A 24,596-nucleotide genomic window follows, 5' to 3' on the forward strand; every position below is an offset into this window, starting at 1 on the left:
CGCAAGGGGACAAGCGATGCCGGACGAGATGACCATCCCCGTGGGTGACGGATTCGACCAGATGGCGCGCGATGCGGTCTACCGCGCCATGTTCACGCGGCGCGATGTCCGCAGCCATTTTACATCAGAGGCCGTCGATGACGAGGTGCTGGCGCGGCTGCTGCTTGCCGCCCATCACGCGCCATCGGTCGGCTTCATGCAGCCATGGAATTTCATCGTCATTCGTGGCACCGAACGACGGGAACAGGTGCGCGCCCTGTTCCTGGCGGCGCGCGAGCAGGAATTGCCCGCTATCGAGGAAGAGCGGCGGGCGCTCTACCGCAAGCTCAAGCTGGAAGGCATCTGCGAAAGCGCGCTCAATATCTGCATCACCTGCGACCGGCGACGCTCACAGGGTTCACCGCTGGGACGCTGGCACAATCCCGAGATGGATCTCTACAGCACGGTCTGCGCGGTGCAGAATTTCTGGCTGGCGGCACGCGCCGAAGGGGTCGGGGTCGGCTGGGTCAGCATTATCGAGGCGCAGGCGTTGAAAGACCTTCTGTCGATTCCCGAGCATGTGACGCCGGTGGCCTATCTCTGTGTCGGCCGCGTCTCCGAGTTCGCGCCGAAACCGGACCTCGAAACACATGGCTGGGGTCGACGACTGCCGCTGCCCGAGCTGATCATGAGCGAGACGTTTTGCGGACAGGGCGAAGTGCCGCTCAAGTCAACGATCGCCCGCCTCAAGGCGGCAACACGGGAAAAATCTGGCAAACCCTTGATTTGATTGCCGACACGGCATGCGCAGCGCTGCCGGCGGCCTGCGCCTTGTCCTGAGCATCTGAACCTGGAAGCACCTCGGCTATCCGCCTTCAGGCGGCTCCGGTATCCTTCCTCAACAATCCTTCGAGCAGTTGCTTGAATGCCGCTACCACGGTCTTTGATGTCGCTTCCGGGTCGTTCGAATTGGCGATCCGCTGCGCCGCCTGACTGCTCGCCCCGTTGATTAGCCGCGCCGCGGTCTCAGGGTCGACGCTTGGGACCACCACCCCGTCCCCTTGCAGCATCGTCAGATGATCGGTCATGGAAGCGACGCAGGCATTGGCGTTCGGCCATTGCGCGGGGTCCCCCAGCACGGCCGGACCGTCCCGGAACATGATGCGCTGGATTTCCGGCTCCAGCGCCATTTCGATGTAGCTCGTGCATTCGTCGACGAAGCTTTGCCAGCGGGTCGGTGCTTTCGCTGCAACCTCATTCACCCGTGCCGCCATCTCGGCGTCGATCTCGGCGATGACCGCCTGCAAGAGCCCCTTCTTGTGGCCGAAATGATGATAGAGCGCACCGCGCGTCAGTCCTGCCGATGCGGTGAAATCGTCCATCGACGCTTCGGCATAGCCGATCGTTCCGAAGGCATGCCGGGCCGCGGCAATCAATTTGGCGCGGGTTTCGGCGATCATTTCCTTGCGAGGCTTGTGCATTTCTTCTGGCCTTATGCACATACGTTCCGTATGCCAATTGACATACGCAGCGTATGATCTATCTAGTGTTCATACGCATCGTATGTAATTTCCGAATCGCCTTTTGTCGAGGAACGGACCATGCAAAATCCCTACTCCGAGATCTTTCGATCCCCTGGCGCCAAGGGCTTTGCCGCTGCCGGCTTCATGGCGCGCCTGCCGATCGCCATGGCGCCGATCGGCATCGTGGCGATGCTGTCGCAGACGCGTGGCGAATACTGGCTGGCGGGTGCCGTCTCGGCGACATTCGCGCTGGCCAACGCTTTCCTGGCGCCGCAGATCTCCAGGCTGGTCGACCGCCTCGGCCAGACACGGATCGTCGTGCCCACCACCATCGTCTCCGTGGCGGCATTCCTGCTGCTGATTGCGTCGGCCAACCAGGATTGGCCGGTATGGACATTGTTCGTGTCGGCGCTGCTGGCCGCGGCCATGCCCAGCATGCCGGCAATGGTGCGCGCGCGCTGGACCGAGCTTTTTCGCGGCCGGCCGGAGATGAACACCGCCTTCGCCTTCGAATCGGCGGCCGACGAGCTGGTCTATATCGCCGGTGCGTCGCTGTCGGTGGGCCTCAGTGCGGCGCTGTTTCCGGAAGCAGGCATGCTGGCGAGCACTTTGTTTCTCGCCTTGGGCTCCATAGCGTTCATTCTGCAGCGATCGACCGAACCAAGAGTGCGGCCGGCGGACCATGGTTCGGCCGGCTCGGCGATCCGCCTGCGGCCGGTACAGATCATCACCTTCGCCCTGATCTTCATCGGCGCGACCTTCGCGACGACGGAAGTGAGCACCGTGGCGATCACCAAGGAGTTCGGCCAAGCCGGTGCCGCAAGCCTGGTGATCGGCGTTTATGCGCTGGGATCGTTCGTGTTGGGCATCGTGGTCGGCGCACTCAACCTCAAGACGCCGCTACAGCGCCAGCTGGCCGTGGCGGTCGCGATCATCGCGGTCAGCACGCTTTTGCCGCTCACCGCCGACAGCGTGCCGCTGCTGGCGGTGACCGTCTTCATCAGCGGCGTGGCGATCTCGCCGACTTTCATCACAGCATTTGGCCTGATCGAACGGCATGTGCCGGAAGCGATGCTGACCGAGGGCATCACCTGGGTGACAACGGGAATCGGCATCGGCATGGCGCTGGGCTCTTTCGCCGCCGGCGCCGTGGTGGATGCGTTCGGCGCCCAGAACGGGTTCTGGGTCTCGGTGGTCGCGGGCGGCATCGCGCTGGTCACGGTGCTGCTCGGCCAACGCAGCCTTGCCACTCACAAATGCGAGCTGGATGGGTGTGAAGCGGCCGTCGTTGCCGCGGAATGATCCATGACGCGTCCGGTTCAGCGGATCGGACGCTACTGCCGCCGTCGAACTTCAGAGAATCTCGGTCTTGGCGATATGGATGCCAAAACCTTCAAGGCCGACATAGTGGCGCTCGCGCGAGGCGATCAAATTGATCGAGGAAATGCCGAGATCCTTCAGGATCTGAGCACCGAGCCCGATCTCGCGCCATTCATTCTCGCGGCGGCGCGCCTCTTCGTGATCCTCGCGGTCGCCGCTCGCAGGCCGGTTGCGTTCCTGGTGGGCGACGCCGACCGAGCCCTCTCGCAGATAGACGATGACGCCGCGCTTGCGCTCGCCCATCGCCTTCATGATGCCGTCCAGCCGATGGCTGGTGCCGAAGACGTCGGTCACCACGTCCTCGGAGTGGAGACGCACAGGCACCTCTTCCCCATCGCGGATGTCGCCGAAGACGACGGCGACATGATGCATGGAATCCCAGGGCAGCGTGTAGGTGAAGACCTGCGCCTTGCCGCCGAGCGTGTCGATCTCGGAGCAAGCAACGCGTTCGACCAGCGTTTCCTTGCGTTGCCGGTAAGCAATGAGGTCGGCGACAGAAACCTGCTTGAGGCCATGTTCCTCGGCAAAAGCCGCGACCTGCGGGCCGCGTTTGACGGTGCCGTCATCATTGACCAGTTCCGAGATCACGCCGATCGGCGGCAGGCCGGCGAGCTTGCACAGATCGACGGCCGCCTCGGTATGGCCCGAACGCATAAGCACGCCGCCTTCGCGCGCGATGAGCGGGAAGATGTGGCCGGGGCGGACGAAATCGGAGGCGCCGACATTGCCATTGGCGAGATTGCGCACGGTCAGCGTGCGGTCGTCGGCGGAAATGCCTGTCGTGGTGCCATGCTTGAAATCGACGCTGACGGTGAAGGCTGTGGTGTGCGCTGAATCATTGTCGGCGACCATCGGCGCAAGGTTGAGGCGCTTGGCCTCCTCGCGCGGCATCGGCGTGCAGACGATGCCCGAAGTGTTCCGCACGATGAAGGCCATCTTTTCCGGTGTGCAATGGACGGCGGCGACGATCAGGTCGCCCTCGTTCTCGCGCCCGTCATCATCCATGACGACGACGATCTCGCCACGCTCGAAGGCCCGGATTGCTTCGACGATCTTCTTCTGGTCGTAAGACATGGAATGCTCGCTTCGCTCGCAAGGGAGTAGGGGAATAGGGCAGTAAGGCAGTAGGGGAAAGGAAAAATTGCTCGTCTCGCGGGCAGCTTAACATACTGCCATACTGCCCTACTGCCCTACTGCCCTACTGCCTTCCTTACCTGTCTGTCCTCGGTGCCGCAGATAATGGTCGGCGATGGCGCAGGCAACCATCGCCTCGCCGATCGGTACGGCGCGAATGCCCACACAGGGGTCATGACGGCCCTTGGTCATCACTTCGACGTCGTTGCCGTCCTTGTCGATCGACTTCCGTGGCGTCAGGATGGAGGAAGTCGGCTTGACGGCGAAGCGGGCGATGATCGCCTGGCCGGTCGAGATGCCGCCAAGGATGCCGCCGGCATTGTTGGACAGGAACACCGGCTGGCCGTCATTGCCGATGCGCATCTCGTCGGCATTCTGTTCGCCGGTGATACGGGCGGCCTCGAAGCCGTTGCCGATCTCGACGCCCTTGACGGCGTTGATCGACATCAGGCCTGACGCGATATCCTGGTCGAGCTTTGCGTAGATCGGCGCGCCGAGGCCGGCCGGAACGCCGTCGGCGACGATCTCGATCACGGCGCCGACGGAGGAACCCGCCTTGCGGATGCCGTCGAGATATCGGGTAAAGACCGGAACGGACGCCGGATCAGGCGTGAAGAACGGATTATCCGCGTCGCCGATGAAATTCCAGTTCCAGTTGGCGCGGTCGATCGACTTCTCGCCCATCGATACCAGCGCCCCGCGCACGACCATGCCCGGCACGACCTTGCGGGCAAGGGCTCCGGCCGCGACCCGAGCCGCTGTCTCGCGCGCCGAGGATCGGCCGCCGCCGCGATAGTCGCGCACACCGTATTTGACGTCATAGGTGTAGTCCGCATGGCCCGGCCGGTACTGGCGGGCGATCTCGCCATAGTCCTTCGAGCGCTGGTCGACATTTTCGATCAGCATGGAGATCGGCGTACCTGTCGAGATCATCGTCTCGCCGTCATCGTCAAGGATAAAGCCCGACAGCACCTTCACTTCGTCAGGTTCACGGCGCTGCGTGACGAAGCGCGACTGGCCGGGCCGGCGCTTGTCGAGTTCGGCCTGGATTTCGTCACGCGTGAAGCGGATGCCGGGTGGGCAGCCGTCGACCACGCAGCCCAATGCGGCTCCATGGCTTTCGCCCCAGGTGGTGACGCGGAAAAGATGGCCGAACGTGTTGTGAGACATCGCAAAGTGCCTTGCCCGGCATCGGAGCCGACTGAAGCCTGCCTTCTATTGGCGTTTTCCACAGGGGTCAAACCGTGATCTTCGGATTTAGTTTTGACACATTCGATTGGTTTCTGCTCTGTTCCATTCGCCGTTGAGGATCCGCCGCTACCCATGCCGGCGCAATACCAAAGAGGACGATGATGCGTACCCTGATTGGCGCTGTTGCCGCCACATTCCTGCTTTGCACCGCCGCTTTCGCCGGGCAGACCGAAGGCCTGATCAAGAAGATCGACAAGGACGCGCTGACCCTGACGCTGGACGACGGCAAATCCTACAAGCTGAATGCGGAAACCGATCTCGACGCGCTGAAGCCCGGCATGGATATCGTCATCGCGTATGACGTGACCAATGGCGAAAACGTCGTCACCGATATGCAGTTGCCGGACAGCGACTCCAACTAGGCTTCCAATGCAAATCGGCTGTTCGGCGTTTGTTGAGCCGTTGCAGCCGTTTTATGCACCTGCAACCGGCAGTCTGCATGAGCCTTCCTGGATCGTGCCGGGAGCCTAAAGCCACCTCAGGCTGTCGCCTTCCAGCTTGAGCACGCGGTCCTGCGGTATCGCCAGCTTCGCCGCATCGTCCTCGGCCATGTCAAGCACGAAGCGAAACAAGGTGCGCATGACGCCGCCATGTGTCACGCAGACTGTCTGGCGCTCGAGCGCGTCGAACCACGGCTTTACCCGTTCGAGCAGCATCTGGTAGCTCTCGGCATCCTTGCCCGGCGGCTGAAAGTTCCATTTGTCCAGCGCACGCGTCCTGCTCGCACCCGGAAATTGTGTCTCCAGCTCGGCAAAGGTGAAACCCTGCCAGTCGCCGAAATTCACTTCAACAAGGCGGGGATCGGTCCCATAGGCAGCGGGGTCGAGCTTCATGGCGGCGCGAATGCGCTCCATGGTCTCGCGCGTGCGCCGCATCGGGCTGGCGACGAAATCGAACTCTGCGGGATTGGAGATCAGGTCAGCCAGCCGATGCCCGTTTGCGCTCGCCTGCTCGCGGCCGAGCGCGTTGATGTCGGTATCGGCCTGCCCCTGAAGCCGGAATTCGGCATTCCACGCGGTCTGGCCGTGGCGCACGATATAAACCAGCGGGTACATCAGGTCTTCCGGAGGTCGGGCCTGGGCCTGGGCGGAGGATAGGCGGAGGGAGTTAATCCTTGACCGTCGAAATATCGGGTGCGTCAACCGCCTTCATGCCGACGACGTGATAGCCGGAATCGACATGATGCACTTCGCCGGTGACGCCGCGCGACAGGTCGGACAGGAAATAGACGCCGGAATCGCCGACCTCTTCCTGGGTGACCGTCTGCTTCAGCGGCGAATTGTATTCGTTCCACTTCAGGATGTAGCGGAAATCACCGATGCCGGAAGCGGCCAGCGTCTTGATCGGGCCCGCCGAGATCGCGTTGACGCGGATCTTCCTGGCCCCGAGATCGACGGCGAGGTAACGCACGCTGGCCTCGAGTGCGGCCTTGGCTACGCCCATGACGTTGTAATGCGGCATCACCTTTTCGGCGCCGTAATAGGTCAGCGTCAAAAGCGAACCGCCATCGGTCATCAGCGCCTCGGCGCGCTTGGCGATGGTGGTGAAGGAATAGACCGAAATATCCATCGTGCGCAGGAAATTATCGCGCGTCGTCTCGACATAGCGGCCGGTCAGTTCGTCCTTGTCGGAAAAAGCGATGGCATGGACGAGAAAGTCGAGCTTTCCCCAATGATTGGCGACATTTGCGAAGACCTCGTCGAGGCTCGCCGGATCAGTCACATCGCAATGGCCGGCGACAAAGGCGCCGAGTTCCGCAGCCAGTGGCTCGACCCGCTTCTTGAACGCTTCACCCTGATAGGTCAGCGCGATCTCGGCGCCGTGGTCGACGCATGCCTTGGCGATGCCATAGGCGATCGACCTGTTGTTGGCGACGCCGAGGATCAGGCCGCGTTTGCCGGCCATCAGGCCCTGTCCACCCGCCATATGCGTGCTCTCCGCAAGATTTCTTATTTGTGGAGAGCCCTATCGCACAGGCACAGAGCCCCTTCAAGCGCTCAAACGGGACAGTTCGGGGGACAAGAGCCGCCAATCAGCCTTTTTGGCTGCGCAACAGCCCTTCGAGCGCGCTGTCGCCGCCTTCCGGCAGCATGATGCGCACATGGGCGTAGAGATCACCGTGGCCGCCGGCCTTTTCCGGAAGGCCCCTGCCCTTCAGGCGCAGGACCTTGTCCGAGCTCGACCAGGCGGGAACGTTGACCGCGAGCTTGCCGGTCGGCGTTTCGACGGCCACCTTGGCGCCAAGCACGGCATCGGCCAGCTCCACCGGCAAATCGGCATGCAGGTCGCGGCCGTCCAGGCGGTAGCGCGGATGCCGGCGGAAGCGGATCTTGACCAAGGCGTCGCCGGGCTGGCCCGGCCCCTGCTCGCCCTGCCCCTTCAGCCGTATGGTCTGCCCGTCCTCGACATAGGCCGGCAGCTTGACCGCCACCTTGCGGCCGTCGGGGAACATCGCCGTGACCTTTTCAGCGTTCGCCGCTTCCTCGATGGTGATGTCGAGCGTGACATTGAGGTCGGCGGCGGTTGCCGGCTGGCGGCGGTCACCCATTCCTGCCCCGCTTTGGCCGGCGCCGCGCGAGCCGGAGAAGACGTCGCCAAAAATCTGGCTGAAGATATCGCTGTTGCCGTCGAACGGATCGCCGCCAGGGCGTCCGGAGCGGAACTCGAACCGCGAACCGCCGGCTCCCTGCTGCTGGCGGCGAAAACCGGCGAAGGGGTCACCACCACCGGGGGCGCCCTCGAAGCCCTGGAAACGCGGCTTGCCGTCGGCGTCGATCTCGCCGCGATCGAAAGCGGCGCGAGTCTTCTCGTCGCCGACGATTTCATAGGCCTGATTGGCCGCGGCAAAACGGTCCTTCGCCTTGGGATCATTCGGATTCTGGTCCGGATGATGCTTCTTGGCGAGTTTGCGGTACGCCGATTTTATGTCCTTGGCCGATGCGTTCTTTGCAACGCCCAGCACCTCATAAGGGTCGCGCATGCTTCTTGCCCTGGAGAAAGAGTGAGTCCATAGTCGCCTTTTATATGCGCTCGCATAGGAAGAAATTCCAGTGCTGGACGTTATTTCAAAGGCGGAAGATCAAAGCGTCCTGAAGTCCTGCATGCGCCAGCCGCCGCCGCTGGCCAGGCAAAGTTCGCCCGCGAACATGGCAACGCCGTCAAAGCTTTCGCGCGAAGCCTTGAAGCGGCGGCAGGTCTGGCCCCCGTCCTTCAATTCCGCCAGTTCGGTGATGGAGCCGCGCGAACCCGTACCGGCATTGGCCCACGGCACGGCCTGACCGCCGAGCTGCTCGATGTCGGCGGAGGACACCGCGTTGCCGATCGTCGTCTGGTCGGAATCGCGGTCCGAATCGGCCGGCGCGGCTGGAGCCGAAATGCTGCCGGTCAGGATCGAGCGATCGACCTCGGCTTTTTGCAGGCTGAAGCCGCCCGCGCCACAGGCGGCAAGCGGCAAGGCAATCATCACGATCGCGGCTTTGGCGCTGGCTGAAGCAAATAGGCTGCCTTGCCTGCTGTCAAAAGCTTGCGCGATACGCAACAATCGGCAACCTCCCCTGCTTGGTGAAAATTTGAGAAAAACTATGAGTGAGACTGAGTTAACAAGCGGTGACTTTACCGAGGCCCCAGAGCCGTTTCGCCTTTTTGCCGCATGGCTGGACGACGCCACCAAAAGCGAAATGAACGACCCCAACGGCGTGGCGCTGGCAACCGTCGATGCCGAGGGCATGCCGGATGTGCGGATGGTGCTGCTCAAGGGCTTCGATGAGAGCGGCTTTGTGTTCTACACGAATTTCGAAAGCGCCAAGGGCCGGGAGATCCTGGGCAGCATGAAGGCGGCGATGTGCTTCCACTGGAAATCGCTGCGCCGCCAGGTGCGCGTGCGCGGGCCGGTGGAGATCGTCAGCGATGCCGAAGCCGACGCCTATTATGCAACACGGCCGCGCGGCAGCCGCATCGGCGCCTGGGCCTCGAAACAGTCGCGGCCGCTGGAAAGCCGGTTCGCGCTGGAAAAGGCGGTGGCCGAATACACGGCCCGCTACGCCATCGGCGAGATTCCGCGCCCAAAACACTGGTCGGGTTTCCGCATCGTGCCGAAGACGATCGAGTTCTGGCACGACAGGCCGTTCCGGCTGCATGACCGGATGGTATTTTCGCGCAATGCCGGAGGCGGCTGGGACAAGACGCGGCTTTATCCCTGAAGAGGACTCAGCTCTTCTTTCTGGTCATGAATGCCGTCAGCGCGGCGCGTGCCTCATCCGATTTCAGCCGCTCGCGAAAATGCTCGCTTTCCTCGCCGATGCGAGCGACGAGGTGCTCGCGCGGCCCGCGCATCAGGTCGCGCGCGATCCTGAGCGCCTGCGGCGGCTTGGCCGCGATCTGGCCGGCGGCCGCCAGAACCGACGCCTCCAGCGCTCCTCCCTCGACCACTTCGTAGATCAGGCCGGCGGCCTTGGCGCGTTCGGCCGAGAAGCCTTCGCCAAGGCCGAGCAGCGCGAACGCGCCCTGCTGGCCCAGGATGCGCGGCGCCAGCAGGCTCGATCCTGCTTCGGGCACAAGGCCAAGGTCGACGAAAGGTGTCCTGAACACGGTGCGCGGCGTGGCGAAAGTCAGGTCGCAGTGCAAATTGAGCGTGGTGCCGATGCCGACGGCAATGCCGTCGACCCCGGAGACGATGGGTTTTTCGACCCTGGCCAGCGCCATCAGGAAATCCCAGACTTCCGTGCCGCCTTCGCCGCCCGTGGCGACGATCATGAAGTCGGCGAGGTCGTTGCCGGAGGAGAAGGCCCCGGGCACGCCGAGAAAGACATGGACGCGGACTGCCGGATCCGCATCCCCTTCGGCCAAGGTTTGCGACATCCTGGCGTACATGGCGCGCGTCAGCGCGTTCTTCTTGTCCGGGCGGTTCATGCGGATGATCTGGATGGCGCCCTGGCGCTCGACGAGGATATGGTCTGTCACGGTTCTTTCCTTGTGAACGTCAAGCGGAAATCAATGTCTTGCCGGCAGCGGCGAGGCTTGCGGCGCCGTCGACAACGCGCCCCTTCAAGGCACCTGTCTCGCCGAGCAGGTTTTCGGCGAAAAAGCGGCAAAGGGCGACGCGGCCCTGATCGGCAAGGGCGCCCCGCGCCAGGTAGGCGCCGCCGGCGGCAAGCGAGATGAGCCTGAGATAGGGTGTCGCGCCGGCAAGCGCCTCGTCCGTCCGGCCATCGGCCAACAGTTTTTGCAGGAAACGCGTCGCTTGCGTCAGATCGTCGAGCCCGCGGTCGAGAGCATCGGCGGTGCGGCCAAACCCTTCGAGATTCGATGTCCGCACGGCATTGGCGACAGCGGCAAGCCCGGCGATGAAGCCGTGCACATGCTCATCGCCGCCGAGCGGCAGTTTTCGGGCCACCAGATCGATCGCCTGGATGCCGTTGGTGCCCTCGTAGATCGGCGCGATGCGGGCGTCGCGGTAGAGGGCCGCAGCCCCCGTCTCCTCGATGAAACCCATGCCGCCATGGACCTGGACGCCGAGCGAGGCGACCTCGACGCCGATATCGGTCGAAAAGGCCTTGGCAAGCGGCGTCAGCAGGTTGGCCCGATCGCGCCAATGCGCCGCCTGATCACCATCCGAAACCCGCGCCATGTCGATAGCATGAGCACAGGAATAGCTGATCGCCCGCGCGATCTGCGTCAGCGCCTTCATGGTCAGGAGATTGCGCTGCACATCGGGGTGATGGACGATCGGCGCCATGCCGGCACCGGCATAGTCCGCCGCCTTGCCCTGGCGGCGCTCATTGGCATAGGCAATCGCCTTCTGGGTCGCTGCTTCCGCGACCGCCACGCCCTGCATGCCGACGGCGAGGCGGGCATTGTTCATCATGGTGAACATGCAGGCCAGCCCCTTGTTCTCCTCGCCGATCAGCCAGCCGATGCCGCCGGGCTTGGCGTCCTGAAAACCGTCGCCATAGATCATGGTGCAGGTCGGCGAGGCATGGATGCCGAGCTTGTGCTCGAGGCCCGAACAGAAGACGTCGTTGCGCGCGCCAAGCGAGCCGTCCGCGCCGACCAGGAATTTCGGCACCAGGAACAGCGAGATGCCCCGCGTACCCGTCGGCGCATCGGGCAGCCGCGCCAGTACCAGATGGATGATGTTGTCGGTGAGATCATGCTCGCCATAGGTGATGAATATCTTCTGGCCGAAGATGCGGTAGGTGCCGTCGCCGGCCGGTTCGGCGCGCGTGCGCAAGGCAGCGAGGTCCGAGCCGGCCTGCGGCTCGGTCAGGTTCATCGTGCCCATCCACTCGCCGGAGACGAGCTTCGCGAGATATTTGGCCTTGAGCTCTTCCGAAGCGTGCTTGTCGAGCGCCTCGACCGCACCCATGGTCAGCGTCGGGCCGATGCCGAAAGCCATGGCGGCGGAGTTCCACATTTCGAGCGCGGCGACGCCAAGCATGGTCGGCAGCGCCTGGCCGCCATATTCTTCGGGGCCGGAGAGCGCGTTCCAGCCGCCGTCGATCCAGCGGCGATAAAGTTCCTTCCAGCCCGGCGGCATGGTCACTGCCGCGTCCTTCAGCACCGCGCCGTGCTCGTCGCCGATCTTGTAGAGCGGCGCGACCTCTTCGCTGGCGAAGCGGCCGGCCTCGCTAAGAACGGCGTCGACGAGATCCTCGCCGAGATCGCCGAACGTGCCGTCATCGAGGGCGGGCTTCAGGCCGGCCACATGCTTGAGGGTGAACGCGATGTCTTCGACCGGTGCCCGATACATGCCGCTCGCTCCTCCTGATGCATCGGTCCGGCTGATCCCAGGACCTGATTGGGACCTGCTTGCCACACCGTATTCGCCTTTGGGCGACTGCCCATCTTCTTTTTACGTAAACGTCAAATTTTGTCACGCTGATTTTGCAATCGCGCCGGCTCGTATTAAATGCGATGGACGCCGGGTCAAAATCGACCGGCGACAGACAGAACCAGCCGACTGGAAACCAACTCATGCTCGCCAGACCTGACGCCTACCGTTGTATCGAGTGCGGCCTGCCCTACCGGGCGGCGGGGTTCTCGTACTATCACGGTGAATTGGAAAACGGCGCCGCCTATTGGTCGGATCGCGGCATATTGTGCTCGCCGAAATGCTCGCTCGCCCATCATCGCAAACGCACGGCCGAAGGCACGTTGCAACAGGGCCCGGCGCCGGATCCGTTTGAATTCCGGCCGTTCATCCGGCGGTGAGCGCTGGACCATCGATGACATGATGCCAAGCGAACAGACCGCTATTGCCCTTACCAAAACAGCACTGCCCTGCATTGACGAGGCTGCCGCCATCCGTCTTTCCATCGGGGATCGGATCGCCTTGGCGGAAGCGATTGTGAATCCACCGAAAGCAAATGGAATGTTGCGCGCACCGTCAACGCTTACAAACGGCCTGTGGTGGAATCTTCGATAATCTCGCGCTTAGCGGCTGTTCCCTGAAGGCCACTTCGGTCCGCGACCTCCCGAAGTAAATCCTTAACCATAGCGGTCCAGGATTTGCCTTCGATCAACGGGGATTCCCTGTTTGAAAAGAACGGCGCATCTTCTTCGCCGCCCAGCGATCGCTCTCGCGGCGATGATGGCGCTGACACCGGCGGCAAGGGCCTCGGATTTCTCCGAGCCGTGGAAAAGTGCCGACCGGGCGCTTGTCGTCGATGCCTACGAATACAATTCCATCGACTGGGCGCAGCTTGCCACGGACAAGCGCGTCGTCGGCTTCATCAACAAAGCCTCCGACGGCATGTCGCCGCCCTATTCCTGCTCCGGAGACGATACCGAGGTCAAACTCTGCAAGGCGCTGTGGAAACGCCATGCGGTGACGCGCGAACTGTTCCAGACGCGCAAGGTGGTCGCCAAGGCGCTCGGCCTGAAATGGGGCGCCTATCATCTCGCCCGCCCCGGCAATCCGATCGAGCAGGCCAATAATTTCCTCGATTTCGCCGATCCCGCGCCGGACGACCTCATGGCCCTCGACATCGAAGGCATCGATCCCGCGCAATGGATGTCGCTCGACGACGCCGAGGCGTTCGTGCGCCAGGTGCATCGGCGCATCGGCCGCTTCCCGGTACTCTACACCAATGGCAAGACCGCCCAGCATATCGCCGACAGCAGCTACAAATACCGGCTGTTGTCGCGGCTGCCGCTCTGGTACGCGCGCTACAAACCTGACATCGACGTGCATTTTCCCATCGGCAACTGGCAAGGCTATGCGCTCTGGCAGTTTTCGGCGCAGGCCAATTGCGGCCGCTTCCGGTGCCCCTACAGGGTAGCCGGCACGCCCGACGACATCGACGTCAACGTCGCGCCGACAGATGCCGCCACGCTGCGCCAGCAATGGCCGTTCGGCGGACTGATCGACGTGCCGGCGGATTATCTCGCCAGCGTACCGGTGCCGCTCTCGCGCGAAGCCGCTTTGGCCGGCAAGACCACCCTCATCTACGCCGATGTGGCGACGCCGCCGAGTTTCGGGGAAATGGTCGCGGTGCTTGGTTCACGCTGGTCGAAATTCCGCGACGGGTTCCGCATGCCTGTCGTGAAGACGGTGCCGCGGCGGCCGATCTTCGGCATCGTCCAATATGTCGCCTGGAAGCGCACCGGGCAGCGCACCCCAGCGCAACTCGACGCCGCCTTCGCCGCGGCGGCGGATCCGGTGAGCACCGCTTCCACCGAACTCGACCGGGGCAAACGCTGAAAGTGCGCGACCGGATGCTTGCCGTCAGCTTGCTCCTGCCGTTTCGCGCGCCACGGCCTGCCAGCCAATGTCGCGGCGGCAGAAGCCCTGCGGCCAGTCGATACGGTCGAGCGCGGCATAGGCCTTCTTCTGCGCCTCGCCGACAGTCGCACCGACCGCGGTGACGTTCAGGACGCGACCGCCGTTGGCGACCAGCGCACCGCCATTGATGGCGGTGCCGGCATGGAAAATCTGGGCGCCCTCGCTGGCAGCCTCGTCGAGCCCGCGAATGACCGAGCCTTTTTCGGGCGTGCCGGGATAGCCCCTCGCGGCCATGACGACGGTGAGTGCCGCCTCGTCGCTCCAGCGCGCCGACATGTGCGCGAGCTGGCCATCGACGGCGGCATTGAGCAGCACCAGCAGGTCGTCCTTCAGCCGCATCATCAGCACCTGGCATTCGGGGTCGCCGAAGCGGGTGTTGTATTCGATCAGCTTCGGCCCTTCGTCCGTTATCATCAGCCCGGCGAAGAGAATGCCGGCGAACGGCGCACCCGCTGCGGCCATGCCGCGCATGGTCGGCTCGACGATCTCGCGCATGGTGCGCTCCACCATCTGCGGCGTCATCACCGGGGCCGGCGAGTAGGCGCCCATGCCGCCGGTGTTGGGGCCGACATCACCGTCGCCGACGCGTTTGTGATCCTGCGCGGTGCCGAAGGGCAGTGCTGTAGTGCCGTCGCACAGGCAAAAGAAGCTGGCCTCCTCGCCGGTCAGAAACTCCTCGACCACCACCTCCGCGCCGGCTGTGCCGAAAGAGCCGTCGAAACAGGCGTCGAGCGCGGCCAGCGCCTCATCCATCGTCATTGCGACCGTGACGCCCTTGCCCGCCGCAAGGCCGTCGGCCTTGATGACGATCGGCGTGCCCATCTTCTCGACATAGGCCTTGGCCGATGCCAGGTCTGAGAAACGGCCATAGGCGGCGGTGGGGATATCGTATCTGGCGCAAAGATCCTTGGTGAAGCCCTTCGATCCTTCGAGCCGCGCCGCCGCGCGCGACGGGCCAAAGACGCGGATGCCCCAGCCACGCAGATCGTCCGATATGCCGGCCACCAGCGGCCCTTCCGGCCCGACCACGACGAGGTCGATCTCTCTGTCCTTGCAGAAGGCGGCGATAGCGGAATGGTCGGCGATGTCCAGCTTGACCAGCTCCGCCTCGCGGCCGATGCCAGGATTGCCGGGCGCAGCATAGAGCTTGGTCAGCAACGGCGACGCGGCGATCTTCCAGGCGAGCGCATGTTCGCGGCCGCCGGAGCCGAGAAGAAGGACGTTCATGGCCACCTCTTGATGCCTGTAATCTTCCAGAGAACCCGCTATTGCTCTCTGGACGACGGGTCAAGGCATCCGGGCGCTTTGATCGGAATTGCGCACGGGAACGTTACCCCTGCCCGAAAATCGGCGGCGGAGACCGTCGCCGATTTTCTGGAAAGCGCTTCAGCTCTGGAAGACGATCGGGAACCAGTCCTCGCGAAGCTTCTGCCCCGGCTGCATGCCATGGCCATGATAGGGCGGCGAGGTGCGCCCCGGCCGTTCGACATAGTGGGCGTCGTCGCCGACCCAGCGCAGCGAGAGCGCCCGCCGCCGCGCCGCGGTCAGGTTGCCGCGTGCGCCATGCGCGGTCCTGAAATCGAACAGGATGGCATCGCCCGGCTCCATTTCCCATTCGAGCACCTCCAGCGAGGGGTCCTTGTCTGGATCCGGCACCGGCAGGTAGTCACCCTCGTCGGCATAGAAATTGCTGTCGTCGAGCCAGCGCACCGGCAGGATCATCTTGTCCCATTTGTGCGAGCCGGCAATCAGCCGCAGCGTTGCTTCCTTTACAGGGTCGATAGGGATCCAGAAGCTCACCGTCTGCCGGCCGTCGACGAAATAATAGGGGATGTCCTGATGCCAGGGCGTCGGCTTCTGCGTGCCCGGTTCCTTGACCAAGACATGATCGTGGAAGAACTGCGCCGTGCGCGACCGCATCACCGCGGCCGCCAATTCGGCCGCCGGCGATTCGCGCACCAGCTTGACGAATTCTGGAATGCGTTCCCAGTTACAGTAGTCGTCGAAGAAGCTGCCTCGCCCATTGGCGATATCCGACGCGGTGGCGCTGCGGTTTTGCATGTTGCGCTCGATGCCGGCGGCAATCGTTTCGACCCAGCCCTTGAAAGCGCCGCGGATGCAGACAGCGCCGTCGCGCTGATAATTCTCAATCGTCTGCGCATCGATCAAACCTGTGGCGATCGCGCGAAGCGCAGTCTGGGAAGCCATGGCGTTCTCCTTTCAGGGATCGACGCCACTATCGCAAGCCTCTTTCATTCAGTAAAATAATAACTTCTCATCCAACATATAGTTCTACTCTATGAGCCTGACCCTCACGCAATTGCGCTATCTGGTTGCCGTCACCCGCCACGGCAGCGTTACGGGCGCGGCCAGGGCACTGAACATTTCACAGCCGTCCATTTCGGTAGCGATAGACGCTGTCGAACAGGATCTCGGCCAGAAACTCTTCGTGCGCCAGCGCGGAAGCGGCGTTACCCTGACCTCCTTCGGCCGCGCCGTGGTGGCCAAGGCAAAACAGGTTCTCGCCGAGACGGACGAACTCATCGGTCTCGGCTCGCGCAAGTCGGCGCTCGGCGGCGAACTGGTGCTCGGATGCTTCGAAGATCTGGCGCCTTATTTCGCGCCGGCCCTGATCCGCGCCTTCTCGGAACGCCATCCGAAGGTTGCGGTGATCGTGCGCGACGAGACCTTCGAGACGCTCGGGCGGCGCCTCGGCGATGCCGCCGTCGACCTCGGGCTCACCTATGATCTAGGCCTGCCTTCGCATTTCGCCCGCATCCTGCTGCATGAACTCAGGCCGCATGCGCTTTTGCCGGCCGGACACGCGCTGGCGGATCGTCCCGATGTCAGCCTGGCCGATCTGGCCGCCTACCCGCTGATCACGACGGACCAGCCGCATAGCTGGCAGCACATGCTCGACCTCTTCCGCAGCCGTGGCCTGTCGCCGGTCGCTGACAGGCAGACAAGCTCGTTCGAACTCCAGCGCAGCATGGTGGCCAATGGCTTCGGCGTCGCCGTCAGCTATACGAGGCCGCATGGCGATCGCAGCTATGACGGCTTGCCTCTCGTCTGCAAGCCGCTTTCCGATCCGCTGCCCATGCAGCGTATCATCCTCACCCATGACACGCATCAGCGCACGCCCAATGCCGCGCTGGCCTTCATCGACGCGGCAAAGGGCTGGTTCTCCACCCGCGACATCTTCGCCTCCTGAAGCGCTGACGAATGCCACTGCCCCGCTCGCCGCTTGACGGTTTGCGCGGCGGCTGCCACTCCATCGTCATGGAAACGGTTCAGTCGAAAGCAGCCCAGGGCCGCGTCGCCGACGCGCCGAACGGCCATTGGGTCTATCGCGTGCTGCCGCGGCCAATTTGGCCCTATGCACAGCTCGCTCGATGGGACAGGCCGATCGGCTGGCAGTTGCTTTTGTGGCCGTGCTGGTGGTCCGCGGCTCTCGCGGCCAGTGCCTATCCCCGCCCGGGCGATCCGCTGCTGTCGCTGCTGCCAGCACCCTTGTATCTCGTGCTGTTCCTGGCCGGCGCCATCGCCATGCGCGGCGCCGGCTGCACCTACAACGACCTGGCTGACGAAGACATCGACAATCAGGTCGAGCGCACGCGCTCGCGGCCGCTCCCGTCGGGCAAGGTCACGCGGCGGGGGGCGTGGCTGTTTGTCATCCTGCAGGCACTGGTCGGACTTGCCGTGCTCTTGCAGTTCAACAGCTTCGCCGTCCTGCTCGGCGTCTGCTCGCTGGTCATCGTCGCCATCTATCCATTCATGAAACGGATCACCAACTGGCCGCAACTGGTTCTCGGCCTTGCCTTTTCCTGGGGTGCTCTGATGGGATGGGCGGTTGAGTTCGGCGACATCGACGGACCGGCCATCATGCTCTATGTCGGCTCGATCCTGTGGGTGATCGGCTACGACACGATCTATGCGCACCAGGACAAGGAAGACGACGCCATCGTGGGCGTACGCTCGACCGCGCGCCTGTTCGGCGACAACACCAAGTCGTGGCTGGCCGGGCTTTACGGCGGCGCGCTTGTCTGTTTCGCCATCGCCTTCGCGTCGGCGCAGGCTCCCGTCGTGGCGCTGGCCGGACTGATCGCCGCCGGCGCCCACATGGCGCGGCAGATCCTGGTGCTGGATATCGACAATCCAGATCAATGCCTGCGGCTGTTCAGGTCGAACAACCAGGTCGGCTGGCTGATCTTCCTCGGCCTCATCGGCGGCGCGCTGTGGGTGGCGCTGAAGCCACTGGTGTAGTTTTCTTTCCCTTCTCCCCGTCTACGGAGAGAAGGTGGCGTCAGCCGGCGCCAGCCTTCCAGACAGAATTTCAGCCTATTCGCGCGCGATGATCTCCTCGCCGCCGATCACCAGCCTGAGACCGAGGTCACCCGCCCTGCGGCGGGCGAGGAAGCGCGGGCGGCGCATGGTCGAAACGCGGCCCTTGCGGCGGTCCTGCGGCGGCAGCGTCTTGATGGCGGCGCCGAGCGATTCCTCCAGCGTGCGGGCAACGCCGTCCGATTCGATCAACAGCATCGGCAAGCGATAGGCGTCGGCCCAGGCGCGCCAGTCGGCGGCGACGTCGTCGAGGTCGTCGGCGACCAGCAGCGGCACCGACAGCATGGGATCGTTGTGCAGGAGTTCCAGGGTCACCGTGACATTGCCTTCCGGATCCTCCATCGCGCGGGCGGCAACGCCGCGGAACGCATTGGCGGGCAGAGCGATGATCGCCGGTACGCCGCTCATCTCCAGCAGGCGGCGGATCACGGCGCCACGGTGGTCGATGGTGAAGGTCACGTCGCCATAGTCGTCGCGTGTGGCGTAGCTTACCACCTGCGGCAGGCGGAATGGGTCGAGGCGCATATTGCGTCCCGCCCAGACTGGCTTCAGTCCAGTGTTCATTGAATGCCTTCCTGTTTCTCCTGAGAGCCGGTGTCCGGTTCTCTCCGGGCCAGTTTTCCCGGCCTCGTTATGGGGAAACAGTAGCGCGGCCTCCTTACCGCCGCGCTTAAGAAAGTCGGTTAAATTTTGCTGATCACGGGGATGGTTATCGGAATGCGACCGCGCGCTCGATTCCGAAAGGATCAGATAACCTTACCGGGGTTCATGATGCCGGCCGGGTCGAAAGCCTGCTTGACCCTGCGCATCAGGTCGATCGCCATGGGCGGGGCGGTGGCGATCAGTTCGTCCCGCTTCAGCTGGCCGATGCCGTGCTCGGCCGAGATCGAGCCGTGGAAGGAGCGCACGACGTCGTGCACCGCCTTGTTCATGGGATGGTAGAGATCGAGGAACGCCTCGTCATCGCCATCGACGGGCCGCGAGATGTTATAGTGGAGATTGCCGTCGCCCATATGGCCGAAGCAGACCACGCGCGCTCCCGGGCTAACCGAAGCCACCGCGCCGGCGGCCTCTTCGATGAAACGCGGGATCGATGCCACCGGAACCGAAATGTCATGCTTGATCGAGGCGCCCTCAGGCTTCTGCGCGTCGGGCAGCACCTCGCGGAAATTCCAGAAGGCATCGCCTTGCGCAAGGCTGGCCGCGATCACCGCATCGCCGACAATTTCCTGTTCCAGCCCGGCCCCGAGCACGTCCTCGATCAGGGCCCTGGCATCTTCCGGCGAGCGGCCGGACGAGATCTGCATCAACACATACCACGGCCAATCCTGCGCCAGCGGCCGCACCACGCCCTGGGCATGCGCCAGCGTGAAATCGTACGGCCGCTTGCCGATCAGCTCGAAGGCGGTGAGCGCGGCGCCGGCGCGGTCCGTCGCCAGGCTGAACAGCGACAGCGCCGCTTCGGGTGAGGACAGGCCGACGAACGCGACTTCGTGGCCTTTCGGTTTCGGAAACAGCTTGAGCACGGCGGCGGTGATGACGCCGAGCGTGCCTTCGGCGCCGACGAACAGGTTCTTGAGGTCGTAGCCGGTATTGTCCTTCTTCAGCTTGCGCAGATCGTCGAACACCTCGCCCGTCGGCAGCACCACCTCGACGCCGAGGCAAAGCTCGCGCGCATTGCCATAGGCCAGCACGCCGGTGCCGCCTGCATTGGAGGAAAGATTGCCGCCGATCTGGCAGGAGCCTTGCGCGGCCAGCGACAGCGGAAACAGCCGGTCGGCGGCATCGGCCGCTTCCTGCAGCGTCTGCAAGATGACGCCGGCCTCCGCCGTCACGGTGTTGGACAGGACGTCGATCTCGCGAATGCGATTCAGCCGCGACAAGGACAGCACGATCTCGCGCCCGGACTTGTCCGGCACCTGGGCGCCGACCAGCCCTGTGTTGCCGCTTTGCGGCACGACCGGCGTCGCCGTCTCGGTCGCCAGCCGCATGATGCGACTGACTTCCTCGACGCTGCCCGGCCGCAGCACAAGCGATGTCGCGCCATGCCATAGCCCGCGCCGTTCCGTGATGTAGGGCGCGATATCGCGCTGGTCGCGCAGCGCGTATTTCTCGCCGACGATCGCCGCGAAGCGGTTGATGAGAGCGGTGTCGGGAATCTCGGCGATGTCGGTCATGTGCGCGAAACTATGTTGGCGGCAAGCTATTGTCACGCGGCGCGGCGGCACGCGAAAGCCTATCGTTGATCGCTTCGCCGAGCCCGTCAAAGGGAACGGGTTCGACGGCGATGGTCCGCGCGCCGCTGCGATCGAGTTCCTGCATATAGGCGAAAAGATTGCTCGCCGCTTCGCGCAGGTCGCCGGTCTCGGACAGATTGAGGCAAGCGGCAGCCTTTTGCCAGCCTTCGGCGCGGCGTTTGCCGAAAGCCAGCAGCGCCTCGCCCTCGCCGACGGTCCCGGCGTTTAGCCGCACGGCGGCGTCAGGCGCATAGTGCGAGGCGAGCATGCCCGGCGCCTCGACACCGGCGTCGGCGCCGCGCAACAGCTCCATGCCGACGACCGCCTCGATTTCCTGGGCGGCAATGCCGCCGGGCCTCAGGAGGCGCAATTTTCCCTCTTCGGCCTTGAGGATGGTCGATTCCAGCCCGACCGGCGTCGCGCCGCCATCGACGACCAATTTTATGCGGGCGCCGAGATCAGCCGCCACGGCTTGCGCCGTCGTCGCGCTGATCCTGCCGGAGGAATTGGCGCTGGGAGCCGCAAGCGGCCGGCCGAGTCTTGCAATCAGGTCGCCGCCGAAGCCCCTCGGCATGCGCAAGGCGATCGTGTCGAGCCCGGCCGTTACCAGCGGATGAACGTCGTTGCCTGGCCGCTGCGGCAGCACCAGCGTCAAAGGACCTGGCCAGAACGCAAGCGCCAATTTCCTCGACAGCGGATCGAACAAAGCAATGCGCTCGGCCATCGCCATGTCGGCGACATGGGCGATCAGCGGGTTGAACCGCGGCCGTCCCTTGGCCTCGAAAATACGCGCCACGCCGATGCCGTTGGTGGCGTCGCCGGCGAGCCCATAGACGGTCTCGGTCGGAATGGCGACCACGTCGCCGCTTTCAAGCAGCGCCAATGCCCGTTCCATCGCCTCGTCGACGGCAAGAATTTCAACCACGCTGGTCACCTCACGGATGCCGGCTGCGTAGTACGATGGCGTCCAAGGGGCAAGCCCGTCCCTTGGCGATTTGCCAATCCCTAAAATGCTACGGTTCCGCGAAAGCCGGCATCAATTCCGACCCGCTATCGTGCGGCTTCTGGGCAATGGGGAGCTTTCATCGTGTCTGTGCGTATTTGGGGAACGCTTGCTATCACTCTGGCGGCGATGGCCGGCGGAGCCCAGGCCTCGTCACTCGTCTTTCCCGGTGCGCCGGCCTCGACGCCGTCCATTGTCACGCTGGAGGCAGCCGATGCTGCCAAGGCAGGCGATATGCGGTCGGTCACCGCGCTCGGTGACCCTGACGTCACCTATGAAAAGGTGGCGGCGATCCCGAACGCGCCTGAGGCGCGGCACGGCTTCCTGCAAAACCCGATGATCATTCGCGGCGGTATCGTCGGCAGCGCCTTCTCGACGCCCACGCAAGCCAAGGCGCCGGCCACTGCAACCGCCACCGCTTCGGCGGCACCTGCGGCGAATGGGCAGAAGACCCCGGCGACATCACCGGCAGCCGCGCCGGCGGCGGCAGCGCAGCAGCCCGTCCCTGGGGTCGGCAAACTCAAGTAGCGGCTGTCTTGACGTCGGTCCGGCGTCCGGCACCGTGCCGGACAGGCCGCTTTTGCTGCCGAGGAGGAGCGTCGCTTCGCCTGTCCCTCTAACCCGCGATGTTGGAGAAATCCGCGACCTGGTCGGTGGCCGCGCGGATGCGGGCGAGCAGCGCCAATCGATTGGCGCGCACGGCCTGATCCTCATCATTCACGAGAACGCCTTCAAAGAATGAATCAACTGGTTCGCGCAAAACGCTAAGCGCCAGCATGGCGGCGGAAAAGTCTTCGTTTTGAATCGCTTCGCCGGCTTGCTTCTCGGCCTGATTCACCGCCGCGAAAAGCGATTTCTCGGCATCCTCGCGGAACAGCGCCGGCTCAAGGGTTTCGGCGATGAGCGTTTTCTTCTTCTCCTCGGCAGCCAAAATGTTGGCCGCGCGCTTGGTACCGGCAAGCAGGTTCTTGCCGTCCTCGGTGTCGAGGAAGGAGCCCAGCGCCTCGACACGGCGCACGATCTGCAAGAGGTCGTCGGACTGCGGCGTGATGACCGCGTCGATGAGATCGTGGCGGGCGCCCTGATCGCGGAGGTAGACTTTCAGGCGGTCGTGGAAGAAGGCGAGAAGGTCTCGGACCTGATCTATGTTGCCAACCGTGTAGTTCGTGGAAGCGCTGCCGAAGATCGTCGTCAACCCCAGTCGAATGCGGTTCTCGATCAAAATCCTCACGACGCCGAGCGCAGCGCGACGCAGCGCGTAAGGATCCTTCGAGCCTGTCGGCTTTTCATCGATGGCCCAGAAGCCGACAAGCGTATCCAGCTTGTCGGCGAGCGCGACGGCGATCGACACCGGATCGCTCGGCACGTAATCGGACGGCCCCTGCGGTTTGTAGTGCTCTTCGATGGCTGCGGCCACGGACGAATGCTCACCCTGGAGCAACGCGTATTTGCGGCCCATGGCGCCCTGCAACTCCGGGAATTCGCCAACGACTTCGGTCTGGAGATCGGCCTTCGCCAAAACGGCGGCGCGACCCGCGAGCGCGGTAATCTCCCCCCTTGAGGGGGAGATGTCGCCGAAGGCGACAGAGGGGGTCGGTGCGACGGGACGCGACGTTCCATCGCGGACAGAGGATGCCGGCGCTTCGTGCGAGGCGACCCCCTCTGGCCTGCCGGCCATCTCTCCCTCAAGGGGGGAGATCGACTGCGCCCCTGCCGGCGCCAGTTCTTGTGCCAGCCGCTTGATCCGCTCAACCCGCTCGCCCTGAGTGCCGAGCTTGGCGTGGAAGGTCACATTGAGATGGTCGAGCCGGGCCATGCGCTGGTCGAGCGGCTTGTTGAGGTCGAGCCCGAACTTTTTCGCCGACGCCTCGAGCTCGGCGAGATCGGGCAGATCGCCCTGGTCGGTCGTCCAGAAATAGAGCGCGTCGGAGAGGCGCGCGCGCACCACCTTGCCGTTGCCGTGGGCGATCTCCTTGCCGCCATCGCTCGCCTCGATGTTGGCGGTGACGATGAAGCGGTTGGAAAGCGCATCGCCTTGCCCTTGCGGGCGCGTGACAAAGCACTTCTGGTTGGCGCGGATGGTCAGCCGGATCACCTCGGCCGGGATGGCCAGGAAAGCCTCCTCGAACGCGCCCATCAGCACCACAGGCCATTCGACCAGCCCGGAGACCTCTTCCAGAAGCCCCTCGTCCTCGACTAGATCCAGCCCGTTGGCGAAGGCAAGATTGCGGGCGTCGGCGAGGATGATCTCCTTGCGCCGGTCGGCGTCGAGCACGACCTTGGCCGCTTCCAGCTTGCTCACATAGTCGTCGAAGCGACGCACGGTGATTTCGCCGGGTGCGTGAAAGCGATGGCCGTAGGTGACATTGCCCGAACGGATGCCATCGATCTCGAAATCGACCACGACAGGCTCCTCGGTTTCGGGGCCGAAGGTGCACAGGATCGATTGCAGCGGCCGTACCCAGCGCAGCGAGCCCGGCTTGGCCGAGGCCGGCCCCCAGCGCATCGATTTCGGCCACGGGAAATTGCGGATGATATCAGGCACCAGCCCGGCGATGATCTCTTCGGCCGCCCTGCCCGGCTTCGAAATGTGCGCGACATAGAAGTCGCCCTTCTTCGGGTCGGAATGGACGTGTGCCTCGGCGATCGAGGAAAGCCCGGCCTTGCGTAGGAAGCCCTGGACTGCCTGTTCAGGCGCCGTCGTCGACGGGCCCTTGATCTCCTCGCTGATGTCCTTCGAGCGCGCGGTAAGGCCCCTGATGTCGAGCGCCAGCCGCCGCGGCGTCCAGTACTCACGCGCCGCCTCGTAGGTCAGCCCTGCCTCGACCAGACCGTCGGTCAGCATCTTCTTGAGATCGCCCGCCGCCTTGCGCTGCATGCGGGCGGGTATTTCCTCGGAGCGAAGTTCTAGAAGCAGGTCAGGCATGGTTGAAGCTCACGCAGCAATGGTCCGCGGGCCATAGCAA

General features: G+C 64.0%; 24 protein-coding genes. 9 read left to right on the top strand and 15 right to left on the bottom strand.

The window, feature by feature from the left end; genetic code table 11:
- Window positions 1-16: 16 nt before the first annotated feature.
- On the top strand, window positions 17-769 hold the full coding sequence (gene bluB, locus LB532_RS13520; protein ID WP_140638653.1) for a 5,6-dimethylbenzimidazole synthase: 753 nt from the start codon (window positions 17-19) through the stop codon (window positions 767-769).
- Window positions 770-854: 85 nt separating this feature from the next.
- On the opposite strand, the gene LB532_RS13525 is transcribed toward bluB, so the two are convergent.
- Window positions 855-1,460, bottom strand: a complete 606-nt coding sequence (locus LB532_RS13525; protein ID WP_140638652.1) for a TetR/AcrR family transcriptional regulator — start codon at window positions 1,458-1,460, stop codon at window positions 855-857.
- Between the two features lie 120 nt (window positions 1,461-1,580).
- Here LB532_RS13525 and LB532_RS13530 point away from each other — a divergent pair, with 120 nt between their 5' ends.
- Complete coding sequence (locus tag LB532_RS13530) at window positions 1,581-2,804, top strand: MFS transporter (RefSeq protein WP_140638651.1); 1,224 nt, start codon at window positions 1,581-1,583, stop codon at window positions 2,802-2,804.
- 51 nt (window positions 2,805-2,855) lie between these two features.
- Here LB532_RS13530 and ribB read toward each other — a convergent pair whose 3' ends face one another.
- Together ribB and aroC are read right to left on the bottom strand one after the other, a co-directional pair.
- Window positions 2,856-3,956 (bottom strand): 3,4-dihydroxy-2-butanone-4-phosphate synthase, encoded by a 1,101-nt coding sequence (gene ribB / locus LB532_RS13535; protein WP_140638650.1) that lies wholly within the window; start codon window positions 3,954-3,956, stop codon window positions 2,856-2,858.
- A gap of 108 nt (window positions 3,957-4,064) precedes the next feature.
- Window positions 4,065-5,186, bottom strand: a complete 1,122-nt coding sequence (gene aroC, locus LB532_RS13540) for a chorismate synthase (RefSeq protein WP_140638649.1) — start codon at window positions 5,184-5,186, stop codon at window positions 4,065-4,067.
- A 182-nt stretch (window positions 5,187-5,368) separates the two neighbouring features.
- Here aroC and LB532_RS13545 point away from each other — a divergent pair, with 182 nt between their 5' ends.
- Window positions 5,369-5,629: a DUF1344 domain-containing protein gene (locus LB532_RS13545; RefSeq protein ID WP_140551058.1), complete on the top strand. Its 261-nt coding sequence runs from the start codon at window positions 5,369-5,371 to the stop codon at window positions 5,627-5,629.
- 105 nt (window positions 5,630-5,734) lie between these two features.
- Here the strand turns inward: LB532_RS13545 and LB532_RS13550 are convergent, their stop codons facing one another.
- The 4 genes from LB532_RS13550 to LB532_RS13565 form a co-directional block, all read right to left on the bottom strand.
- The gene (locus LB532_RS13550) at window positions 5,735-6,322 is read right to left on the bottom strand and encodes a histidine phosphatase family protein (protein ID WP_140638648.1); all 588 of its coding nucleotides are present in this window, start codon (window positions 6,320-6,322) and stop codon (window positions 5,735-5,737) included.
- A 52-nt stretch (window positions 6,323-6,374) separates the two neighbouring features.
- The gene (fabI, locus tag LB532_RS13555) at window positions 6,375-7,193 is read right to left on the bottom strand and encodes an enoyl-ACP reductase FabI (RefSeq protein ID WP_140638647.1); all 819 of its coding nucleotides are present in this window, start codon (window positions 7,191-7,193) and stop codon (window positions 6,375-6,377) included.
- Window positions 7,194-7,299: 106 nt separating this feature from the next.
- Window positions 7,300-8,247 (bottom strand): DnaJ C-terminal domain-containing protein, encoded by a 948-nt coding sequence (locus LB532_RS13560; protein WP_140551060.1) that lies wholly within the window; start codon window positions 8,245-8,247, stop codon window positions 7,300-7,302.
- Window positions 8,248-8,346: 99 nt separating this feature from the next.
- Window positions 8,347-8,808 (bottom strand): RT0821/Lpp0805 family surface protein, encoded by a 462-nt coding sequence (locus LB532_RS13565; protein ID WP_140638646.1) that lies wholly within the window; start codon window positions 8,806-8,808, stop codon window positions 8,347-8,349.
- Window positions 8,809-8,848: 40 nt separating this feature from the next.
- Between LB532_RS13565 and pdxH the strand changes: the two genes are divergently transcribed.
- The gene (gene pdxH / locus LB532_RS13570; RefSeq protein WP_140638645.1) at window positions 8,849-9,466 is read left to right on the top strand and encodes a pyridoxamine 5'-phosphate oxidase; all 618 of its coding nucleotides are present in this window, start codon (window positions 8,849-8,851) and stop codon (window positions 9,464-9,466) included.
- 7 nt (window positions 9,467-9,473) lie between these two features.
- Here pdxH and LB532_RS13575 read toward each other — a convergent pair whose 3' ends face one another.
- Together LB532_RS13575 and LB532_RS13580 are read right to left on the bottom strand one after the other, a co-directional pair.
- Window positions 9,474-10,226, bottom strand: a complete 753-nt coding sequence (locus LB532_RS13575) for a crotonase/enoyl-CoA hydratase family protein (RefSeq protein ID WP_140638644.1) — start codon at window positions 10,224-10,226, stop codon at window positions 9,474-9,476.
- Between the two features lie 19 nt (window positions 10,227-10,245).
- Window positions 10,246-12,015, bottom strand: coding sequence for an acyl-CoA dehydrogenase (locus tag LB532_RS13580; RefSeq protein ID WP_140638643.1), 1,770 nt, complete (start codon window positions 12,013-12,015; stop codon window positions 10,246-10,248).
- Window positions 12,016-12,239: 224 nt separating this feature from the next.
- Between LB532_RS13580 and LB532_RS13585 the strand changes: the two genes are divergently transcribed.
- Both LB532_RS13585 and LB532_RS13590 read left to right on the top strand, forming a co-directional pair.
- Entirely contained in the window at window positions 12,240-12,476 is a 237-nt protein-coding gene (locus LB532_RS13585) for a hypothetical protein (RefSeq protein ID WP_140638642.1), read from the top strand.
- Between the two features lie 376 nt (window positions 12,477-12,852).
- Window positions 12,853-13,968, top strand: a complete 1,116-nt coding sequence (locus LB532_RS13590) for a glycoside hydrolase family 25 protein (RefSeq protein WP_140638828.1) — start codon at window positions 12,853-12,855, stop codon at window positions 13,966-13,968.
- 24 nt (window positions 13,969-13,992) lie between these two features.
- Here LB532_RS13590 and purD read toward each other — a convergent pair whose 3' ends face one another.
- Window positions 13,993-15,276, bottom strand: a complete 1,284-nt coding sequence (purD, locus tag LB532_RS13595) for a phosphoribosylamine--glycine ligase (RefSeq protein WP_140638641.1) — start codon at window positions 15,274-15,276, stop codon at window positions 13,993-13,995.
- 159 nt (window positions 15,277-15,435) lie between these two features.
- Window positions 15,436-16,257 carry a phytanoyl-CoA dioxygenase family protein gene (locus LB532_RS13600; protein ID WP_140638640.1) on the bottom strand — a complete coding sequence of 274 codons (822 nt, stop codon included), beginning with the start codon at window positions 16,255-16,257 and terminating at the stop codon, window positions 15,436-15,438.
- 91 nt (window positions 16,258-16,348) lie between these two features.
- Between LB532_RS13600 and LB532_RS13605 the strand changes: the two genes are divergently transcribed.
- A complete protein-coding gene (locus LB532_RS13605; protein WP_140638639.1) occupies window positions 16,349-17,260 on the top strand; it encodes a LysR family transcriptional regulator in 912 nt (303 codons plus the stop codon).
- Between the two features lie 68 nt (window positions 17,261-17,328).
- Window positions 17,329-18,312: a 4-hydroxybenzoate octaprenyltransferase gene (gene ubiA / locus LB532_RS13610; protein ID WP_181169317.1), complete on the top strand. Its 984-nt coding sequence runs from the start codon at window positions 17,329-17,331 to the stop codon at window positions 18,310-18,312.
- A gap of 75 nt (window positions 18,313-18,387) precedes the next feature.
- Here ubiA and LB532_RS13615 read toward each other — a convergent pair whose 3' ends face one another.
- The 3 genes from LB532_RS13615 to LB532_RS13625 all read right to left on the bottom strand — a co-directional run bounded on the left by LB532_RS13615 (window position 18,388) and on the right by LB532_RS13625 (window position 21,522).
- Window positions 18,388-18,954, bottom strand: coding sequence for a DUF6101 family protein (locus LB532_RS13615; RefSeq protein ID WP_140638638.1), 567 nt, complete (start codon window positions 18,952-18,954; stop codon window positions 18,388-18,390).
- 182 nt (window positions 18,955-19,136) lie between these two features.
- On the bottom strand, window positions 19,137-20,567 hold the full coding sequence (locus LB532_RS13620; RefSeq protein WP_140638637.1) for an FAD-binding oxidoreductase: 1,431 nt from the start codon (window positions 20,565-20,567) through the stop codon (window positions 19,137-19,139).
- Window positions 20,568-20,577: 10 nt separating this feature from the next.
- Window positions 20,578-21,522 carry an L-threonylcarbamoyladenylate synthase gene (locus tag LB532_RS13625; protein ID WP_263492205.1) on the bottom strand — a complete coding sequence of 315 codons (945 nt, stop codon included), beginning with the start codon at window positions 21,520-21,522 and terminating at the stop codon, window positions 20,578-20,580.
- Between the two features lie 192 nt (window positions 21,523-21,714).
- On the opposite strand from LB532_RS13625, the gene LB532_RS13630 reads away from it, so the two are divergent.
- On the top strand, window positions 21,715-22,158 hold the full coding sequence (locus LB532_RS13630) for a hypothetical protein (protein WP_140638635.1): 444 nt from the start codon (window positions 21,715-21,717) through the stop codon (window positions 22,156-22,158).
- Between the two features lie 88 nt (window positions 22,159-22,246).
- Here LB532_RS13630 and glyS read toward each other — a convergent pair whose 3' ends face one another.
- Window positions 22,247-24,556, bottom strand: coding sequence for a glycine--tRNA ligase subunit beta (gene glyS, locus LB532_RS13635; protein WP_140638634.1), 2,310 nt, complete (start codon window positions 24,554-24,556; stop codon window positions 22,247-22,249).
- Between the last annotated feature and the right edge of the window lie 40 nt (window positions 24,557-24,596).

The organism is Mesorhizobium sp. ESP-6-2 (assembly GCF_020164675.1).
In the GTDB taxonomy this organism is placed as follows: Bacteria; Pseudomonadota; Alphaproteobacteria; order Rhizobiales; family Rhizobiaceae; genus Mesorhizobium.

Coding starts and splice junctions, on each gene's coding strand:
- bluB (WP_140638653.1), top strand. CDS start 17: ATGCCGGACGAGATGACCATCCCCGTGGGTGACGGATTCGACCAGATG.
- LB532_RS13525 (WP_140638652.1), bottom strand. CDS start 1,460: ATGCACAAGCCTCGCAAGGAAATGATCGCCGAAACCCGCGCCAAATTG.
- LB532_RS13530 (WP_140638651.1), top strand. CDS start 1,581: ATGCAAAATCCCTACTCCGAGATCTTTCGATCCCCTGGCGCCAAGGGC.
- ribB (WP_140638650.1), bottom strand. CDS start 3,956: ATGTCTTACGACCAGAAGAAGATCGTCGAAGCAATCCGGGCCTTCGAG.
- aroC (WP_140638649.1), bottom strand. CDS start 5,186: ATGTCTCACAACACGTTCGGCCATCTTTTCCGCGTCACCACCTGGGGC.
- LB532_RS13545 (WP_140551058.1), top strand. CDS start 5,369: ATGCGTACCCTGATTGGCGCTGTTGCCGCCACATTCCTGCTTTGCACC.
- LB532_RS13550 (WP_140638648.1), bottom strand. CDS start 6,322: ATGTACCCGCTGGTTTATATCGTGCGCCACGGCCAGACCGCGTGGAAT.
- fabI (WP_140638647.1), bottom strand. CDS start 7,193: ATGGCGGGTGGACAGGGCCTGATGGCCGGCAAACGCGGCCTGATCCTC.
- LB532_RS13560 (WP_140551060.1), bottom strand. CDS start 8,247: ATGCGCGACCCTTATGAGGTGCTGGGCGTTGCAAAGAACGCATCGGCC.
- pdxH (WP_140638645.1), top strand. CDS start 8,849: ATGAGTGAGACTGAGTTAACAAGCGGTGACTTTACCGAGGCCCCAGAG.
- LB532_RS13580 (WP_140638643.1), bottom strand. CDS start 12,015: ATGTATCGGGCACCGGTCGAAGACATCGCGTTCACCCTCAAGCATGTG.
- LB532_RS13585 (WP_140638642.1), top strand. CDS start 12,240: ATGCTCGCCAGACCTGACGCCTACCGTTGTATCGAGTGCGGCCTGCCC.
- LB532_RS13590 (WP_140638828.1), top strand. CDS start 12,853: ATGATGGCGCTGACACCGGCGGCAAGGGCCTCGGATTTCTCCGAGCCG.
- purD (WP_140638641.1), bottom strand. CDS start 15,276: ATGAACGTCCTTCTTCTCGGCTCCGGCGGCCGCGAACATGCGCTCGCC.
- LB532_RS13600 (WP_140638640.1), bottom strand. CDS start 16,257: ATGGCTTCCCAGACTGCGCTTCGCGCGATCGCCACAGGTTTGATCGAT.
- LB532_RS13605 (WP_140638639.1), top strand. CDS start 16,349: ATGAGCCTGACCCTCACGCAATTGCGCTATCTGGTTGCCGTCACCCGC.
- ubiA (WP_181169317.1), top strand. CDS start 17,329: ATGGAAACGGTTCAGTCGAAAGCAGCCCAGGGCCGCGTCGCCGACGCG.
- LB532_RS13615 (WP_140638638.1), bottom strand. CDS start 18,954: ATGAACACTGGACTGAAGCCAGTCTGGGCGGGACGCAATATGCGCCTC.
- LB532_RS13620 (WP_140638637.1), bottom strand. CDS start 20,567: ATGACCGACATCGCCGAGATTCCCGACACCGCTCTCATCAACCGCTTC.
- LB532_RS13625 (WP_263492205.1), bottom strand. CDS start 21,522: ATGGAACGGGCATTGGCGCTGCTTGAAAGCGGCGACGTGGTCGCCATT.
- glyS (WP_140638634.1), bottom strand. CDS start 24,556: ATGCCTGACCTGCTTCTAGAACTTCGCTCCGAGGAAATACCCGCCCGC.